We start from the raw sequence: 16,520 nt of genomic DNA on the forward strand, positions 1-16,520 counted from the left end.
TGGGCTAAAATGACTGTATGAAAATACAGTTGTTTGCCAGGAGCCCGTATTGACCGTCCCGTCCGCGCTCCCCGACTACGCCGAGCTGCACTGCCTGTCCAACTTCAGCTTCCTGCGCGGTGCCTCGCACCCGGAGGAACTGGCGGCGCAGGCGGTGGCGCAGGGCTACGCGGCACTGGCGCTGACCGACGAGTGCTCGCTGGCCGGCGTGGTGCGCGTGCATCAGGCGTTCCGGGCGCTGGAAAAATCGCCGGATTTGACGGTCGACCGTGAAAACGGGGCAAAAACGCCGCGCCTGCTGATCGGCAGCGAGATGACCACGGTCGACGGCCTGAAACTGGTCTTTCTGGCGCAGAGCCGGGAGGGTTACGGCAACCTCTCGGCGCTGATCACGCTCGCCCGGCGGCGGGCGGAGAAGGGCGCCTACACGCTGCAGCGGCACGACCTGAACGCCATCTCGCCGAATGGTGCCTTGCCCGACTGCCTGGTGCTGTGGGTGCCCGAAGCGACGCCGTCGGTCGCCGACGGGCGCTGGCTGGCCGAACGCTTTCCCGGACGTTGCTGGATCGCCGTCGAACTGCACGCCGGTCCGGACGATGCGGCGAAGCTCGCGGAACTGCAGGCGCTCGGCGCCGCCTGCGGCCTGCCGCTGGTGGCGGCGGGTGACGTGCACATGCACGTGCGGGCGCGGCGGCCGGTGCAGGATGTGCTGACCGCGCTGCGCCTGAAGACCTCGGTGTTCGACGCCGGCCACGCGCTGTTCCCGAACGGCGAGCGCCACCTGCGTTCGCGCCTGCGGCTGGCGCGGCTGTATCCGCCCGAACTGCTGGCCGAGACGCTGCGCATCGCGGAAAGATGCACCTTCTCGCTCGACGAGCTGCGCTACGAATACCCGGAGGAAATCGTCCCCGCCGGCCACACGCCGACTTCCTGGCTGCGCCACGAAACCGAGGCCGGGCTGCGCCGACGCTACCCGGCGGGCGTGCCGGCGGCGGTGCGCGAGCGCATCGAACACGAATTGCGGCTGATCGCCGAGCTGAGCTACGAAGCCTATTTCCTCACCGTCTACGACATCGTCTGCTTCGCCCGCAGCGCCGGCATCCTCTGCCAGGGGCGCGGCTCGGCGGCGAATTCGACGGTGTGTTTCGCGCTCGGCGTCACCGAGGTCGATCCGGCGCGCTCGGCGATGCTGTTCGAGCGTTTCGTTTCCAAGGAGCGCGGCGAACCGCCCGACATCGACGTCGATTTCGAGCACGAGCGGCGTGACGAGGTCATCGCCTACATTTACGAAAAATACGGCCGCGAGCGCACGGCGCTGGCCGCCGCCGTGATCACCTACCGGACCAAGGGCGCGCTGCGCGATGCCGGCCGCGCGCTCGGTTTCGACATCGCCCGCATCGACGCGCTGACCGCCTCGCTCGCCTGGTGGGACAAACGCGAGCAGATGCCGGAACGCTTCGCCGAGCAGGGGCTGGACCCGGCGTCGCCGCGCGTCGCCAAGTGGCTGTGGCTGGCCGAGCAGCTGCGCGGTTTTCCCCGCCACCTGACCCAGCACGTCGGCGGCTTCGTCATGTCGCGCGGACCGCTGGCCCGGCTGGTGCCGGTCGAGAACACGGCGATGGCCGAGCGCACGGTGATCCAGTGGGACAAGGACGACCTCGACGCGGTCGGCCTGATGAAGGTCGACGTGCTGGCGCTCGGCATGCTGTCGGCGCTGCGCCGGATGCTGGCAATTATTGGCGAATCTGACGGTCGACCGCGGAATTTGAGCGAAATCCCCGAAGGCGACGCGGCAACCTACGACATGCTCGGCCGCGCCGACAGCATGGGCGTCTTCCAGGTCGAATCGCGGGCGCAGATGAGCATGCTGCCGCGCCTCAAACCGCGCAACTACTACGACCTGGTGATCGAGGTCTCGCTGGTCAGGCCCGGGCCGATCCAGGGCGACATGGTTCATCCCTACCTGAAGCGGCGCCAGGGCAAAGAGCGCATCGAGCGCATCACGCCGGCGATCGACGCGGTGCTGGCGCGCACCTGCGGCGTGCCGATCTTCCAGGAACAGGTGATGCAACTGGCTATCGTCGCCGCCGGCTTCACGCCCGGCGAGGCCGACGAGTTGCGGCGGGCGATGGCGGCCTGGCGGCGCAAGGGCAATCTCGCCCGCTACCAGGACAAGCTGCGCGCCGGCATGGCGAAGAACGGCGTGCCGGCCGACTTCGTCGAGCGCATCGTCGCCCAGATCCAGGGCTTCGGCGAATACGGCTTTCCCGAATCGCACGCCGCCAGCTTCGCGCTGCTGGTTTATGCCTCGGCCTGGGTCAAGCGCCACCATCCGGCGGCTTTCCTGTGCGGGCTGTTGAACAGCCAGCCGATGGGCTTCTATTCGCCGTCGATGCTGATCCAGGACGCCCGCCGCCACGGGGTCAGCGTGCTGCCGGCCGATGTCACGGCCAGCGACTGGGACAGCCGCATCGACGAGGGCGGCGCGGTGCGTCTCGGCCTGCGCGAGATCAAGGGGCTGCGCCGTGAAATTGCCTTGAATATTGCGGTCGACCGCAAGAATCGGCCATTTTCCGACGTCGCCGACCTCGCCGCGCGCTGCGCCCTGGGTAGGCGCGAACTCGACCTGCTCGCCGCCGCCGACGCCCTGCACGGGCTCGCCGGCCATCGCCGTCAGGCCGCCTGGCAGGTTGCCGACAGCGGCCGGCGGGCGGTCCAGGGCGATCTCTTCGCCGGCTTGCCGGCGCCGGAAGCGGCGGTCGAACTGGCGGCGCCGACGCTGGCCGACAACCTGGTCGCCGATTACCAGCAGCTCGGCCACAGCCTGCGTCCGCACCCGCTGACGCTGCTGCGCGAACATCTCGCAGCGCGGCGCTTCCTCAGCGCCGGCGAACTGGCGCAACGCGGCGACCGCGCGCTGGTCCGCGTCGCCGGCATCGTCACCGGTCGCCAGCGGCCGGGCACGGCGACCGGCATCGTCTTCGTCACGCTGGAGGATGAAACCGGCTGGACCAACGTCGTCGTCAAGCCGGCGCTGGTCGAGAAACAGCGGCGCGAACTGCTGAGCGCGCCGCTGCTCGGGGTCTATGGGCAGCTACAGGCGAGCGACGGCGTCGTCCATCTGGTCGCCCAGCGCCTGGTCGACCTGTCGGACTGGCTGGGGCGGCTGGAGACGTCCAGCCGCGATTTCCACTGATCAGGCCGTTGCCCGCAATACCTGTTCGATCGCCTCGACCAGAATGGCCGGATCTTCGGCGCCCGGTACCACGACCTTGCGGTCGACGACGAAAGTCGGCACGGCGCGCACGCCCCAGGCGCGCGATTCGCGTTCTTCGGCGCGGACTTGTTCGACAGCTTCGTCGCCGTCCAGCCAGGCGGCGACGGTGGCGCGGTCGTAACCGCATTCGGCGGCGATGTCGGCCAGCACCTCGCGCGCACCGACGTGTTCGCCGCGCTGGAACTGGCCGACGAAGATGCGCTCGATCAGCGGTTGCGCATCGTCGCCGCGGGATTGCGCCCAGTGGATCAGGCGATGGGCGTGCAGCGTGTTGGCGCGCAACGCGATCCGGTCGAAACGGTAGTCCAGCCCGTAGGCCGCGCCATGTTCGCGGACGCGGCGGAAGACGTCTTCGACCGCTTCGCGGCTGCCGAACTTGGCGATCAGGAAGGGCAGATAGGGTTCGCCTTCCGGCGGCGTGTCCGGATTCAGGAAAAACGGTCGCCAGCGTTTGACGATGACGATTTCCGGATAACGCTGGCGGATCGCGGCCAGGGCGCGGTCGAGCCGGCGCAGGCCGATGAAGCACCACGGGCAGACGACGTCGGAGACGATTTCCAGGGTCAGCGGGGGCGGGGTAACGGTCATGGAAGCATCCGGGAAAGGAACGGGGAGGGTAGCGCAGTCCGGCCGCCGGCTGGCGGGAAGCGCAGGATTTTTGGCGGGGCTTGCCATTCCGCCGACACTGCGCTCTCCTTAGAATCCTCACGACAACGACAAGGAGGAGACCCCGTGACGAACGAAAACGAACCGCTGGTCCTGCGCGCCGATCGGGCCGACGGCCTGACGACTCTGACCCTGAACCGGCCCGGCCAGTTCAATTCGCTGTCAAAAGCGATGTTGACCGCGCTGCAGGCCGAACTCGACCGCATTGCCGCCGACGAGAGCCGCCGCGTGGTGGTGATCGCCGGTGCCGGCAAGGCCTTCTGCGCCGGGCACGACCTGAAGGAAATGCGCGGTAATCATGAAAAGGCCTTCATGCAGGCGCTGTTTCGCCAGTGCGGGGAATTGATGCTGACCATTCAGCGCATGCCGCAGCCGGTGATTGCCCGCGTGCAGGGCATTGCCACGGCGGCCGGTTGCCAGCTGGTTTCAATGTGCGATCTGGCGGTGGCGGCCGATGTGGCGAAGTTCGCCGTTTCCGGCATCAATGTCGGCCTGTTCTGTTCGACGCCGGCGGTCGGTCTGGCGCGCAACCTGGGCCGCAAGGCGGCGCTGGAGATGTTGCTGACCGGCGAATTCATCGATGCGCTGGAGGCGCAGCGGCGCGGCCTGGTCAATCGGGTGGTGCCGGCCGACGCGCTGGAGGCCGAAGTCGACCGGCTGGCGGCAACGATCCTGGCCAAGAGTGCGGTCGCCATCCGCGCTGGCAAGGGGATGTTCTACAAACAGCTGGAAATGGACATCGGCCAGGCTTACGACTATGCCGCCGAGGTCATGGCCTGCAACATGATGAGCGAGGATGCGGCCGAAGGCATCGACGCCTTCATGCAGAAACGCGCGCCGGCCTACGTCGGCCGCTGAGCCGGTGCCGGTTCAGCCGGCGCGGTGGGCGGCGATCAGCGCCGCCAGGGTGGCCACCGAGCGCAGGTGGCCGCGCGTCTGCTCGTCGTTGGCTTCGAGCACGACGCCGTATTGCTTCTTGAGCGCCAGCACCAGTTCGAGGGCGTCGATCGAATCGAGGCCGAGACCGTCGTCGCCGAACAGCGGCGCATCGTCGCCGATGTCGGCGGGCGCGATGTCCTCCAGATTCATCGTGGCGATGATGAAGTGCTTCAGTTCGGCGTGCAGGTCGTTCATGAAAATGTCGTGGTTGCGCAGCAGGGCGGCATTATACGTACACTCGGCCGGCACTTTTCAGGCAAATAGCTGACAAATTCAGTCGAGTATTCTAGAATCCACTCCTTTTTCCTGGGGAGATTGCCTCCATGTTCCGGTACTTGCGCGAGGATATCCGCGCGGTCTTTGATCGCGATCCGGCCGCCCGCTCGTTCTGGGAGGTGCTCACCTGTTATCCCGGCATCCACGCGCTGATCCTGCATCGCCTCGCACACTGGCTGTGGGGCCATCGACTGCGCTGGCTGGCGCGGTTCACCGGTCATCTGTCGCGTTTCCTGACCGGCATCGAAATCCATCCCGGCGCGACCATCGGTCGCCGTTTCTTCATCGATCACGGCATGGGCGTGGTGATCGGCGAAACTGCCGAGATTGGCGACGATGTCACGCTGTACCACGGCGTCACGCTGGGCGGTACCTCGTGGGCCAAGGGCAAGCGCCATCCGACGCTGGAGAACGGTGTGGTGGTCGGTGCCGGCGCCAAGGTGCTCGGGCCCATCGTCATCGCCGCCGGCGCCAAGGTCGGTTCGAATGCGGTCGTCACCAAGCCGGTGCCGGCCGGGGCGACGGCGGTCGGCAATCCGGCGCGGGTGATCGACCAGCAGAGCCGCGAACGCGAGGCGCAGGCCGAGAAGCTCGGTTTTTCCGCTTATGCCGTTGCCCGCGACCAGGACGATCCGCTGGTCAAGGCGATTCACGGCCTGCTCGACCATGCCGCGGATACCGACCGGCGTCTGGCCTGCTTGCTTGAACTGCTCGAGAAGAAGGGCATTCCCTGCGATGACGATGTGCGGTCGACCGACGAGTTCGACGCAAAATACCTGAGCAAAATAGTTGACTAATTTTGTCTGGTTTCTGTATAGTTGACCGCGATACTAGGTTATTGATCGGGAGATCGACATGCGTTTGACCACCAAGGGACGTTTCGCCGTGACCGCCATGATGGATCTCGCCCTGCGCGGCGAGGGCGGGCCGGTTGCGCTGGCCAGCATTGCGGATCGTCAGAACATTTCGCTGTCCTACCTCGAGCAGCTGTTCGGCAAGCTGCGCCGTTACAAGCTGGTCGATTCCGTCCGCGGTCCGGGCGGCGGCTACTGCATTTCGCGGCCGCTCGACAAGGTGAGCGTCGCCGAGATCATTCGCGCTGTCGACGAGCAGCTCGATGCGACGCAATGCGGCGGCAACGAGAACTGTCATGGCGTCGAGCCGTGCATGACGCACGAGCTGTGGTCGACGCTGAACGCCAAGATGTTCGAATACCTGGCCTCGGTGAGCTTGTCCGACCTGATCGAGCGCGAGCAGCAGAAGGCGGCGGCGCGGGGCGAGAGCATCATCGTCGATCAGCGTCCGGCCGGCCCGTCGCCGCGCCGCGTGATTCGCGACAAGGTGGCTGCGGTCGCCTGAGTCCATCATGTTCCGGCCCGTCTACCTCGACCACAACGCCACGACGCCGCTCGATCCGGCCGTGCGGGCGGCCATGTTGCCGTGGCTGGACGGGGTATGCGGCAATGCCTCCAGTCGCCACGAATATGGCCGGCGCGCCCGGCAAGCCGTGGATGAGGCGCGGCAGCGGGTGGCGGCGGCGCTCGGGGCGCATCCGACCGAGGTGGTGTTCGCCAGCGGCGGCAGCGAGGCCAACAATCTGTTCCTGAAGGGCGCCGCAGCGGGGTTCAAACCGGGTGTTGTCGCGGTATCGGCGATCGAGCACCCCTGTGTGCTCAAGCCGGCGGCACAACTGGCCCGCCAGGGCTGGACGCTGCGCGAGCTGGCAGTCGATGCCGGCGGACGGATTGCTGCGGTCGACTACGCCGAAGCGATGAAAATGCGGCCGGCACTGGTGTCGGTGATGCTGGCCAATAACGAAACCGGCGTCGTCCAGGATATTCCCGCGCTGGCTGCCGCGGCGCGGGCTGCCGGCGCCTGGGTGCATAGCGATGCGGTGCAGGCCTTCGGCAAGCTGGCGGTCGATTTCCGGGCGCTGAATGCGGCCGGGCTGCATGCGCTGACCGTGTCGGCGCACAAGATCAACGGTCCGAAAGGCGCGGCGGCGCTGGTGGTCGACAAGCGTGTCGAACTGCAGCCGCTGATCGCCGGCGGCGGTCATGAGCGCGGTTTGCGTTCGGGGACCGAAAACGTGCCGGCGATCGTCGGTTTCGGCGTGGCGGCGGAACTTGCGGCGCAGCGCGTTGCCGAACGGCCGGCACGTCTGATGCAGTTGAAAAATGGGCTGGAACGCGGGTTGACCGCGCTCGGCGCGACGATTTTTGCGGTCGACATGCCGCGCCTGCCGAATACCAGTTATTTCGCCTTTGCCGATATCGATGGCGAAACGCTGGTCGGCAAGCTGGATCGCGAAGGGTTTGCGGTCGCCAGCGGCGCAGCCTGTTCGAGCGCCGATCCGGCACCGTCGCATGTGCTGCGCGCGATGGGCGTGGCGCCGGAAATTGCCCGCGGCGCGGTACGGGTCAGCCTGGGGGCGGACAACACCGCCGACGATGTCGAACGATTCATCCAAGCCTTGCAGGTCACGGTCGGACGCCTGCAGGGACTGACGGCAATGCGCGCAAGCTGCGCTGTCTGAAACAAGCCCGACAAGAGCGAGAACTGACGATGAAACTGCCTATCTATCTGGATTATTCGGCGACCACGCCGGTCGACCCGCGCGTGGCGGAAAAAATGATTCCCTACCTGTGCGAGAACTTCGGCAATCCGGCGTCGCGTTCGCACAGCTTCGGCTGGAAGGCCGAAGCGGCCGTCGAGGAAGCGCGCGAGCAGGTCGCCGCGCTGGTCGGCGCCGACGCCAAGGAAATCGTCTGGACCTCCGGCGCCACCGAATCGAACAACCTCGCCATCAAGGGCGCGGCCAATTTCTACGCTGCCAGCAAGGGCAAGCACATCATCACGCTGAAGACCGAGCACAAGGCCGTGCTCGACACGGTGCGCGAGATGGAACGCCAGGGCTTCGAGGCAACCTACCTCGATGTTCAGGAAAACGGCCTGCTCGACCTGGATGTCTTCAAGGCGGCGATCCGCCCGGATACCGTGCTGGCCTCGGTGATGTTCGTCAATAACGAAGTCGGCGTCGTCCAGCCGATCGCCGAACTCGGCGAAATCTGCCGCGAGAAGGGCGTCATCTTCCACGTCGATGCGGCGCAGGCGACCGGCAAGGTCGACATCGACCTGAGCAAGCTCAAGGTCGACCTGATGAGCTTCTCGGCGCACAAGACCTACGGCCCGAAGGGTATCGGCGCCTTGTACGTCCGGCGCAAGCCGCGCATCCGCCTGGAAGCGCAGATGCACGGCGGCGGTCACGAGCGCGGTTTCCGTTCCGGCACGCTGGCCACCCACCAGATCGTCGGCATGGGCGAGGCTTTCCGCCTGGCTCGCGTCGAAATGGCCGAGGAAAACGCCCGCATCGGCAAGCTGCGCGACAAGCTGCTCAAGGGGCTGACCGACATCGAGGCGACCTTCGTCAACGGCGACCTCGAACAGCGCGTCGCCCACAACCTGAACATCAGCTTCGCCTACGTCGAAGGCGAGTCGATGATCATGGCGATCAAGGATCTCGCCGTGTCGTCCGGCTCCGCCTGCACCTCGGCCAGCCTGGAGCCGTCCTATGTGCTGCGCGCCTTGGGGCGCGACGACGAACTGGCGCACAGTTCGATCCGTTTCAGCATCGGCCGGTTCACGACCGAAGAGGAAATCGACTACACAATCAAGCTGTTACACGAGAAAATTCAGAAACTGCGTGACCTTTCCCCGCTGTGGGACATGTACAAGGAAGGCATTGATCTGAGCACGGTCCAGTGGGCGGCCCACTAAGCGAAACAACGGAGAAATAACATGAGCTATAGCGTAAAAGTCATTGATCATTATGAAAATCCTCGCAACGTCGGTTCCCTCGACAAGGATGATTCCGATGTCGGTACCGGCATGGTTGGCGCACCGGCCTGCGGCGACGTGATGAAGCTGCAGATCAAGGTCAACAAGGCTGGCGTCATCGAGGACGCCAAGTTCAAGACCTACGGCTGCGGTTCGGCGATCGCCTCGTCGTCGCTGGTCACCGAATGGGTGAAGGGCAAGACGGTCGACCAGGCGCTCGAAATCAAGAACACCGAAATTGCCGAGGAACTGGTGCTGCCGCCGGTTAAAATCCACTGCTCGATCCTGGCCGAGGACGCCATCAAGGCGGCCGTGGCCGACTACAAGAAGAAGCACGGAGAATAAGCATGGCCATCACCCTGAGCGACAAGGCGGCAAAGCATGTCGCCAATTTCCTGCAGAAACGCGGCAAGGGCATCGGGCTGCGCCTCGGCGTCCGCACCAGCGGTTGCTCCGGCATGGCCTACAAGCTCGAATTCGTCGATGAGTCGGCGGCCGAGGACCTCGTTTTCGAAAGCAACGGGGTCAAGGTGTTCGTCGATCCGCACAGCCTGCCGTATCTCGACGGGATGGAACTGGATTTTGCCCGCGAAGGTTTGAACGAGGGGTTCAAGTTCAACAATCCCAACGTCAAGGACCAGTGCGGTTGCGGAGAGTCCTTTAATGTCTGAGGCTCGGCGGGGCGGCGTCGCCGCCCGCTTGCCGTACTGAAGTACTGTCTGCGCGGGCGGCGCCTTGCCCCGCCTTCGCTTTCCGGTTTGTCGCATCCTGATGCGCTGCTTTTTCGAGGTTTGCAGGTGGACCTGACCGCCGATTTCTTCTCCCTGTTCGACCTGCCGCGCACTTTCCGGCTCAACCTGTCGGAACTCGATTCGCGTTACCGCGACGTGCAGGCGCAGGTGCATCCGGACCGTTTCGCCAATGCGCCGGAGGCCGAGCGCCGGTTGTCGATGCAGTGGGCGACGCGGGCCAACGAGGCCTACATGACCTTGAAGAAGCCGCTCGAACGGGCCAAATACCTGCTCGAACTGGCCGGGCACGATCTGCAGGCGGAGAGCAATACCGCGATGCCGGCCGATTTCCTGATGGAACAGATGGAGTGGCGCGAGGCGGTGATGGAAGCGCGCAGCGGCGGCGACCATCATGAACTGGAGCATTTGTATCAGCGGCTACGCGGCGACATCGACGCTCGCTATGACGAACTCGGTGCCTTGCTCGACGAGAGAAATGCGCCGGAAACGGCGGTCGACCGCGTCCGTCGGCTGATGTTCCTGGAAAAACTGCTGTACGAAATCGACGACGCACTGGCGTCGCTGGAAGACTGAAAGAAACGACGATGGCCTTGTTCCAGATCGCCGAGCCTGGCGAATCCGCAGCCCCGCACGAGCACAAGCTCGCTGTCGGCATCGATCTCGGCACCACCAATTCGCTGGTTGCCACCGTCAGGAGCGGCATTGCCGTCTGTCTGAACGACGAGCAGGGGCGTTCGCTGCTGCCTTCGGTGGTGCATTACCACGCCGACGGCAGTACCGTCGTCGGCTACGACGCGCGCAAGGATCAGGCGGTCGACCCGAAGAACACCATTGTTTCGGTCAAACGTTTCATGGGCCGGGGCAAGCATGACATCGCCCACGTCGAGGCCATGCCCTACGATTTCGTCGAAGCGCCGGGCATGGTCCGCTTGAAGACGCAGGCCGGGATCAAGAGCCCGGTCGAGATTTCGGCGGAAATCCTGAAAACCCTGAAGGCAAGGGCGGAAGTCGCGCTCGGCGGCGAACTGGTCGGCGCCGTGATCACCGTGCCGGCCTATTTCGACGACGCCCAGCGCCAGGCCACCAAGGATGCCGCCAAACTGGCCGGCCTCAACGTGTTGCGCCTGCTCAACGAACCGACCGCGGCAGCCATCGCCTACGGCCTGGACAACGGCGCGGAGGGGGTTTATGCGGTCTACGACCTCGGCGGCGGTACTTTCGACATCTCCATTCTGAAACTGACCAAGGGGGTCTTCGAGGTGCTGTCCACCGGCGGCGACTCGGCCCTGGGGGGCGACGATTTCGATCACCGCATCTACTGCTGGGTGATCGAGCAGGCCAGGTTGTCGCCGCTGCCGGCCGAGGATGCCCGGCGGCTGATGATGCGTTGCCGCGAGGCCAAGGAATACCTGACCAAGAATGCCGAGGCGCCGATCCTGCTGCGCCTGGCGTCCGGCGAAATCATCGACATCCGGCTCGACGCGGCGACTTTTGCCGAGATCACGCAGACCCTGGTTTCGAAGACGCTGCAACCGGTCAAGAAGGCGCTGCGCGATGCCGGCCTGCGTGCCGACGAAATCAAGGGCGTAGTCATGGTCGGCGGTGCCACGCGCATGCCGCAGATCCAGAAGGCGGTCGGCGACTTCTTTCGCCAGGAACCGCTGACCAATCTTGATCCGGACAAGGTCGTCGCGCTCGGCGCGGCGACGCAGGCCAACCTGCTGGCCGGCAACAAGACCGGCAAGGACGACTGGCTGCTGCTCGACGTCATTCCGCTGTCGCTCGGCCTGGAAACCATGGGCGGACTGACCGAGAAGGTGATCCCGCGCAATTCGACGATCCCGACCGCGCGCGCCCAGGAATTCACCACCTTCAAGGACGGCCAGACGGCGATGGCCATTCACGTCGTCCAGGGCGAGCGCGAGATGATCGCCGACTGCCGTTCGCTGGCCCGCTTCGAACTGCGCGGCATCCCGCCGATGGTCGCCGGTGCGGCGCGCATCCGCGTCACCTTCCAGGTGGACGCCGATGGCCTGTTGTCGGTCACCGCCCGCGAGCAGACCACCGGCGTCGAGTCGAGCATCACCGTCAAACCGTCCTACGGCCTGTCCGATGACGAGATCGCCGGCATGCTGAAGGATTCGCTGGCGCACGCCAAGGACGACGCGATGGCGCGTGCGCTGCGCGAAGCCCAGGTCGAGGCCGAGCGGATGATCGAGGCGACCGAGGCAGCCCTGGCCGAGGATCCGCATCTGCTCAACGCAGCGGAAACCGCCAAGATCCGCAACGCGATTGCCAAGCTGCAGGAAGCCGCGGCCGGCGACAACCGCCGCATCATCAACATCGCGATGGACGACCTCGGTTTCGAAACCCAGGAATTCGCCCACCGCCGCATGGATCAAAGCATCAAGAAAGTGCTGTCCGGCCGCAAGGTCGAGGAAATCGGCACGGGAGAGAAAGAATGACGCAAATCATCGTGCTGCCGCACGTCGAACTGTGTCCGGACGGCGCCGTCATCGAAGCCGAAGCGGGCAAGTCGATCTGCGAGAACCTGCTGGTCAACGACATCGGGCTCGATCATGCCTGCGAGATGTCCTGCGCCTGCACCACCTGCCACGTCATCGTCCGCGAGGGCTTCGCCTCGCTGGAAGAGGCGACCGAAACGGAAGAAGACCTGCTGGACAAGGCCTGGGGCCTGGAACCGAACTCGCGCCTGGGGTGCCAGGCGATCGTGGGGTCGACGCCGCTGGTCGTCGAAATTCCGAAGTACAGCATCAACATGGCGAAGGAGGGTCACCGCAAATGAAGTGGACCGACATCAACGACATCGCCATCGAACTGTCCGAGACGCATCCCGACCGGGATCCGCTGAAGATCAACTTCGTCGACCTGCGCAACTGGGTGATGGCGCTGCCCGGTTTCGATGACGATGCCAATCGCTGCGGCGAGAAGATTCTCGAAGCCATCCAGCAGGCCTGGATCGACGAAGTCGCCTGATTTGCCGGTAGTCGCGGTTTTCATGAACCGATTGTCATGATTTTCCGCTGGCCGGGTTAAACTGCCGTTTTCCGGAAAAAAGCAGGGAGCGGCGCATGGCGACGGGCATGACGCATTACGAAACCCTTGGGGTTTCGGTCAGGGCGGGAACGGACGAAATCCGTGCGGCATACCGCGATCGTCTGTTGCGCTTTCGCGATCTGGCGGGTTCTCCGCAAGCCCCGGATCCGCTATTGCTGGACCGGTTGCGCGAGGCTTATGCGGTGCTTGTCGATCCGGTGCAGCGCACCGCCTACGATGCGACGCTGGACCAGCCCGCCGCGCCGCCGCCGGTGCCGCCGGCGGTCCGCTCGTCCGGGGCCGGCGACGGGGCCGTTGCGCATGGTTTCCGCTTCGTTGGCGAAGGCGGCGCCTATTTCCGCATCTGGATCGTCAATCTGTGCCTGAGCATCGTCACGCTGGGCATTTACTCGGCCTGGGCCAAGGTCCGGCGCGAGCAGTATTTTCATCGTAACCTGCTGTTCAACGATTCGGCCTTCGATTATCACGGCAAGCCGCAGGCGATCCTGAAAGGCCGGGCGATCGCTTTCGCGCTGTTCCTGGTGCTGTCGCTGGCGCAGGAGGCCGGGCCCTTGCCTTATCTGCTCGCTTTGCTGGTCATTGCCATCGTCGCGCCGGCACTGCTGATCCGTGCCTTGCGTTTCCGGGCAGCGAACACCAGCTACCGGAGCCTGCGCTTTTCGTTCGAAGCAGCTTACGCGACGGCCTTCAAGGTGCTTGCGCTCAATCTGCTGATCACCGTGCTGACCTTAGGTCTGTGGTTTCCGAAACTGGTCCGCGACTGGCGGAAATTCACCGTCGAACACAGCCGCTTCGGTACCACGGCTTTTACCTGCACGCTGGGCGTCGGCCAGGTCTACCGGATTTTCCTGATCCCGCTGGCCCTGTTCTTCGTGCTGGCCATCGTCATCGGCATTGCCGGGCTGAAAGGCGGCGGACTGTTCGTCATCCTGCTCGGCATCGGTTTCTACCTGCTCGCGCCGGCGTATGTCATGGGCCGCCTGACCAATGCCGTCTGGTCGTCCTCCGCGCTGGGCGAACACCGTTTTAGCAGCGATATTCCGGTGAGGCGTTACGTCGGGGTTGCCCTGACCAACTGGCTGGGCATCATCTGCACGCTGGGCCTGTTCATTCCGTGGGCCCAGGTCCGGATGGCCCGCTTGCGGGCGGCGCACCTGACCCTGCATGCGGTCGGCAGTCTCGACGATTTCGTCGCCCGCGAGCACGAACAGGTATCAGCACTGGGCGATGCCGCGGCCGATGTGTTCGACATGGATCTCGCACTGTGAGCGACTTTTCGGTCGCCTTTTTCGACGGCCGGCGGCCGCAGGCCCATGCCGCGCGTCTGTCGTGCGACAACGGCGAATTCGTCGTGCGTGGCGAATTCGGCGAGCGGCGGGCGCCGCGGGAGGCAGTCGAGATCAGCGAAGCGCTGGCCGGGGCGCCGCGTTTCCTGCATCTGCCCGACGGTAGCAGCTGCGAAGTCGCCCCGGCCGGGCTGGCGGCCTTCGCCGACTGGCTGGCGGCGCAGGGCCACCGTCCCGGCCTGGTCAGCCGCATGCAGATGCGTTGGTCCTATGCGCTGGTTGCGCTGCTCGGCTGCGTGTTGTCGGTGGCTGCCGGTTATTTCTGGGTGCTGCCGGCGGCTGCCGATGCGCTGGCCCCGCGGGTTCCGCCGGCGGCCTTGCAGATGCTGTCGACCCAGGTGCTCGATTCGCTGGACGGGCGCCTGCTCAAGCCGACGCAGCTTGCCGCGGAGCGGCGTGCGGCGATTGCCGGCGAGGTTGCCCGGTTCGCCGCGCTCGGCCCGGAAGTGCCCGCCTATCGCCTGCATTTCAGGGCTTCGGGGGTTGGGCCGAATGCTTTCGCATTGCCGTCCGGCGATATCGTGATCTTCGATTCGCTGGCCGAACTGGGCAATGCCGGCGAGGTAGCGGCGGTGGTCGCCCATGAACTCGGTCATGTGCATCACCGGCACGGCATGCGCCAGCTGATCCAGTCGTCGGTGGTTTCCTTCGTCGCCGGTGTTTATTTCGGCGATGTCTCCAGCCTGGTGTCGGGCGCTGCGGCGCTGGTGCTGGAGTCGCGCTATTCGCGGGATTTCGAGCACGAGGCGGATGTCTACGCAGTCGGGCTGATGCGCGACAGCGGCCGCGATCCGGTGGCGCTGGCCGACATGCTGGCGCGTCTTGAAAAGGCGCACGGCGGCGATGGCGGGAATTCGGTGCTGGCCTCGCACCCGGAAACCCGGGCCCGCATCGCCTACATCGAGGCCCATCGCCGCTGAAACGCCAGGCGTTTCAGCCGAGCAGCCTGAGCAGGGCGTCGAGACCGCCGAAATTGATCGCCACGTCGGCCTTGGCGCGCGTTGCCGGTTTGGCGTGGAAGGCCACCGACAGGCCGGCTTCGGCCATCATCAGCAGGTCGTTGGCACCGTCGCCGACGGCGATCACCTGATCCTTGCGCAGCCCCAGTTCGTCGCGCAGGCGGCCGAGATGATGCGCCTTGGCGGCGGCATCGATGATGTCGCCGACGACCCGCCCGGTCAGCTTGCCGCCGGCAATCTCCAGTTCGTTCGAGGTGGCGAAGTCGAAACCCAGCTCGATACGCAGGCGCTCGGTGAAATAGGTGAAACCGCCGGACAGGATGGCGGTGCGCAGGCCGGCGTTCTGGCAGGCTTCGAGCAATTCGCGGGCGCCGTCGGAGAGCAGCAGGCGTTCGCCGAACACCCGCGCCAGCACGCGGGCATCGAGCCCGGCCATCAGCGCCAGGCGGCGGCGCAGGCTTTCGCGGTAGTCGATCTCGCCGCGCATGGCGGCTTCGGTGACGGCCGAAACTTCCGCCTTCTTGCCGGCGAAATCGGCCAGTTCGTCGATGCACTCGATGGTGATCAGCGTCGAATCCATGTCGAAGCAGATCAGGCCGAAGTCGGCCAGCTTCCTGTTACGGTCGACGAAGGCCCAGTCGAGTTTTTCCGCCTCGATCAGCGGGATCAGCGCGTCAAAGGCCGGCGTGCGCTGGGCATCGTGGATCTTCACTACCTGCGGCGGGCAGGGTTCGACGGTCGACGCGCCGGTGGCGGCAAGAATCTTTTCGAGCAGGAAGGTGGGCAGCGCGCCGCCCTGGATGATCAGGTTCATGGTGTCGTCTTCAGGAATGGGCGGCCGGAAAACCGGCCTTGCTGCGGTCGACCGCAGGAATCGGCGAAATTTCGCGCAGGAAGGCCGCGGCGGCCGCGATGTCGTGTTCGTTGAATACACGGATGCCGGCATCGCGCAGCAGCGCTGCGGTCACGCCCTGGCCGGCGACGGTCTGCCCGTCGAAACGGCCGGCGTGAATCGCCGAAGAACCGCAGGAAGGGCTGCCTTCCTTCAGGATGGCCAGCCGGATGCCGTGATGTTCGGCCGCCCGCAGCGCCGCGTGGGCGCCGGCGACAAAGGCCGGGCTGAGGTCGCGGCCTTGCCGGTCGATGACTTTGGCCGCGCCGGCCAGGACCGAGCGGCCATCGCCGCCGGTGCCGATTTCGGCGGGCGGGCGCGGTACCGGCAGGCCGCCCGCGGTTTCCGGGCAGAACGGCAGCAACAGCCCGGCTTGCCGCCAGTGATCGAGCAGCGCGCTGGGGCAGGGCACGGCGCGGGCGTCGTAACGCACCGGCTGACCGAGCAGGCAGGCGCTGATCAGGATCGCGGGGCTGGCCGTGGCCGGCATCGCCGGTC

General features: G+C 65.7%; 18 protein-coding genes. 14 read left to right on the forward strand and 4 right to left on the reverse strand.

The window, feature by feature from the left end:
• Positions 1-49 precede the first annotated feature (49 nt).
• Positions 50-3,196 (forward strand): error-prone DNA polymerase, encoded by a 3,147-nt coding sequence (locus L0962_RS12080; RefSeq protein ID WP_234086679.1) that lies wholly within the window; start codon positions 50-52, stop codon positions 3,194-3,196.
• Here the strand turns inward: L0962_RS12080 and L0962_RS12085 are convergent, their stop codons facing one another.
• Positions 3,197-3,865 carry a DsbA family oxidoreductase gene (locus tag L0962_RS12085; protein WP_234086680.1) on the reverse strand — a complete coding sequence of 223 codons (669 nt, stop codon included), beginning with the start codon at positions 3,863-3,865 and terminating at the stop codon, positions 3,197-3,199.
• A gap of 144 nt (positions 3,866-4,009) precedes the next feature.
• Here L0962_RS12085 and L0962_RS12090 point away from each other — a divergent pair, with 144 nt between their 5' ends.
• On the forward strand, positions 4,010-4,801 hold the full coding sequence (locus L0962_RS12090) for an enoyl-CoA hydratase (protein WP_234086681.1): 792 nt from the start codon (positions 4,010-4,012) through the stop codon (positions 4,799-4,801).
• A 12-nt stretch (positions 4,802-4,813) separates the two neighbouring features.
• On the opposite strand, the gene L0962_RS12095 is transcribed toward L0962_RS12090, so the two are convergent.
• Positions 4,814-5,077 carry a phosphopantetheine-binding protein gene (locus L0962_RS12095; protein ID WP_234086682.1) on the reverse strand — a complete coding sequence of 88 codons (264 nt, stop codon included), beginning with the start codon at positions 5,075-5,077 and terminating at the stop codon, positions 4,814-4,816.
• 128 nt (positions 5,078-5,205) lie between these two features.
• On the opposite strand from L0962_RS12095, the gene cysE reads away from it, so the two are divergent.
• The 12 genes from cysE to L0962_RS12155 all read left to right on the forward strand — a co-directional run bounded on the left by cysE (position 5,206) and on the right by L0962_RS12155 (position 15,091).
• Positions 5,206-5,955 carry a serine O-acetyltransferase gene (cysE, locus tag L0962_RS12100; RefSeq protein WP_234086683.1) on the forward strand — a complete coding sequence of 250 codons (750 nt, stop codon included), beginning with the start codon at positions 5,206-5,208 and terminating at the stop codon, positions 5,953-5,955.
• A 58-nt stretch (positions 5,956-6,013) separates the two neighbouring features.
• Positions 6,014-6,517 (forward strand): Rrf2 family transcriptional regulator, encoded by a 504-nt coding sequence (locus L0962_RS12105; RefSeq protein WP_234086684.1) that lies wholly within the window; start codon positions 6,014-6,016, stop codon positions 6,515-6,517.
• 7 nt (positions 6,518-6,524) lie between these two features.
• Positions 6,525-7,694 carry a cysteine desulfurase family protein gene (locus L0962_RS12110; RefSeq protein ID WP_234086685.1) on the forward strand — a complete coding sequence of 390 codons (1,170 nt, stop codon included), beginning with the start codon at positions 6,525-6,527 and terminating at the stop codon, positions 7,692-7,694.
• Positions 7,695-7,723: 29 nt separating this feature from the next.
• Positions 7,724-8,935, forward strand: a complete 1,212-nt coding sequence (locus L0962_RS12115; protein WP_234086686.1) for an IscS subfamily cysteine desulfurase — start codon at positions 7,724-7,726, stop codon at positions 8,933-8,935.
• A gap of 21 nt (positions 8,936-8,956) precedes the next feature.
• Positions 8,957-9,340 (forward strand): Fe-S cluster assembly scaffold IscU, encoded by a 384-nt coding sequence (gene iscU, locus L0962_RS12120; protein WP_234086688.1) that lies wholly within the window; start codon positions 8,957-8,959, stop codon positions 9,338-9,340.
• 2 nt (positions 9,341-9,342) lie between these two features.
• Positions 9,343-9,666 carry an iron-sulfur cluster assembly protein IscA gene (gene iscA / locus L0962_RS12125; RefSeq protein ID WP_234086693.1) on the forward strand — a complete coding sequence of 108 codons (324 nt, stop codon included), beginning with the start codon at positions 9,343-9,345 and terminating at the stop codon, positions 9,664-9,666.
• A gap of 120 nt (positions 9,667-9,786) precedes the next feature.
• A complete protein-coding gene (gene hscB, locus L0962_RS12130) occupies positions 9,787-10,320 on the forward strand; it encodes a Fe-S protein assembly co-chaperone HscB (protein ID WP_234086930.1) in 534 nt (177 codons plus the stop codon).
• Between the two features lie 11 nt (positions 10,321-10,331).
• A complete protein-coding gene (hscA, locus tag L0962_RS12135) occupies positions 10,332-12,212 on the forward strand; it encodes a Fe-S protein assembly chaperone HscA (RefSeq protein WP_234086694.1) in 1,881 nt (626 codons plus the stop codon).
• On the forward strand, positions 12,209-12,553 hold the full coding sequence (gene fdx, locus L0962_RS12140; RefSeq protein WP_234086696.1) for an ISC system 2Fe-2S type ferredoxin: 345 nt from the start codon (positions 12,209-12,211) through the stop codon (positions 12,551-12,553). Before hscA ends, fdx begins: the two co-directional genes overlap by 4 nt.
• A complete protein-coding gene (iscX, locus tag L0962_RS12145) occupies positions 12,550-12,744 on the forward strand; it encodes a Fe-S cluster assembly protein IscX (RefSeq protein WP_234086698.1) in 195 nt (64 codons plus the stop codon). The genes fdx and iscX overlap by 4 nt, the downstream gene beginning before the upstream one ends.
• 107 nt (positions 12,745-12,851) lie before the next feature.
• Positions 12,852-14,093, forward strand: a complete 1,242-nt coding sequence (locus tag L0962_RS12150; protein WP_234086699.1) for a DUF898 family protein — start codon at positions 12,852-12,854, stop codon at positions 14,091-14,093.
• Positions 14,090-15,091: a M48 family metallopeptidase gene (locus L0962_RS12155; protein WP_234086700.1), complete on the forward strand. Its 1,002-nt coding sequence runs from the start codon at positions 14,090-14,092 to the stop codon at positions 15,089-15,091. Before L0962_RS12150 ends, L0962_RS12155 begins: the two co-directional genes overlap by 4 nt.
• A 13-nt stretch (positions 15,092-15,104) precedes the next feature.
• Here L0962_RS12155 and serB read toward each other — a convergent pair whose 3' ends face one another.
• Both serB and L0962_RS12165 read right to left on the reverse strand, forming a co-directional pair.
• On the reverse strand, positions 15,105-15,944 hold the full coding sequence (serB, locus tag L0962_RS12160) for a phosphoserine phosphatase SerB (protein ID WP_234086701.1): 840 nt from the start codon (positions 15,942-15,944) through the stop codon (positions 15,105-15,107).
• A gap of 10 nt (positions 15,945-15,954) precedes the next feature.
• Entirely contained in the window at positions 15,955-16,512 is a 558-nt protein-coding gene (locus tag L0962_RS12165; RefSeq protein WP_234086702.1) for a DUF523 domain-containing protein, read from the reverse strand.
• Between the last annotated feature and the right edge of the window lie 8 nt (positions 16,513-16,520).

Source organism: Azonexus sp. R2A61, from assembly GCF_021401135.1.
Lineage (GTDB): Bacteria > Pseudomonadota > Gammaproteobacteria > Burkholderiales > Rhodocyclaceae > Azonexus.